The sequence below is a fragment of the Streptomyces sp. NRRL WC-3549 genome (assembly GCF_000721935.1).
Taxonomy (GTDB): Bacteria; Actinomycetota; Actinomycetes; order Streptomycetales; family Streptomycetaceae; genus Streptomyces.
Genome location: NZ_KL585403.1, coordinates 8,244 through 9,498 on the forward strand (window position 1 = coordinate 8,244; position 1,255 = coordinate 9,498).

The following is a 1,255-nucleotide window of genomic DNA, read 5'->3' on the forward strand; positions in this document are numbered from 1 at the left end:
AGATGTGTATAAGAGACAGAGGCATGGCCGTGCTGGGCTCCGGCACCGCCCAGGCGGCGACCCCGCTGCCGGACCACGTCTTCGCCCCCTACTTCGAATCGTGGACCGGCGAGAGCCCGGCGGCCATGGCGGCCGAGTCCGGGGCGAAGCACCTGACCATGGCGTTCCTCCAGACGGCGACCAGGGGCTCCTGCACCCCGTACTGGAACGGCGACACCGGCCTGCCGATCGCCCAGGCCAGCTTCGGCGCCGACATCGACACCCTGCAGGCCCGAGGCGGAGACGTCATCCCGTCGTTCGGCGGCTACACCGCCGACACCACCGGCACGGAGATCGCCGACAGCTGCACCGACGTCGACCAGATCGCCGCGGCCTACCAGAAGGTCGTCACGACGTACGACGTCTCGCGGCTCGACATGGACATCGAGGTCGACTCCCTCGACGACAGCGCCGGAATCGACCGGCGGAACAAGGCCATCAAGAAGCTCCAGGACTGGGCGGACACGAACGGCCGCGACCTGGAAATCTCGTACACGCTCCCCACGACCACCCGGGGACTGGCCTCCAGCGGTCTCGCCGTGCTCCGCAACGCCGTGACCAACGGGGCGCGGGTCGACGTCGTCAACCTGATGACGTTCGACTACTACGACAACGCCGCCCACGACATGGCCCACGACACCGAGACGGCGGCCCAGGGCCTGTACGACCAGCTGGCGAAGCTCTACCCGGCCAAGACCCCCGCCCAGCTGTGGGGCATGATCGGCGTCACCGAGATGCCCGGCGTCGACGACTTCGGGCCCGCCGAGACCTTCACGCTCGCCGACGCCGCCCAGGTGTACGACTGGGCGGTCGCCAAGGGCATCAACACCCTCTCCTTCTGGGCACTCCAGCGCGACAACGGCGGCTGCCCCGGGGGCCCGGCCGCCGACGACTGCTCCGGGATCCAGCAGAACACCTGGGACTTCACCCGGATCTTCGCGCCCTTCACCAGCGGCACCACGGTGCCGGACGACGACTTCTCGGTGACGGCCGCCCCGGCCTCCGGCACGGTGACCGCCGGGGCCACGGCCACCGCCACGGTGAAGACCGCGTCCCTCAGCCCCGCCTCGGTGACGGCGGGCGGCCAGTCCACGCTCACCCTCGCCACGACCCAGGCCACCGCCTCGGGCACGTACCGCGTCAGCGTCACCGGAACGAGCCCCTCCGGCAGCCACGCGACGACGTACACGCTGACCGTCACCGGCGGCACCGGAAG

At 70.5% G+C, this 1,255-nt stretch carries 1 protein-coding gene; it reads left to right on the forward strand.

Annotated features, from left to right (window positions below):
• Nucleotides 1-2 precede the first annotated feature (2 nt).
• Nucleotides 3-1,255: chitinase (locus IH13_RS0117440; protein ID WP_037841619.1), on the forward strand; the 1,253-nt coding region annotated here is incomplete at its 3' end.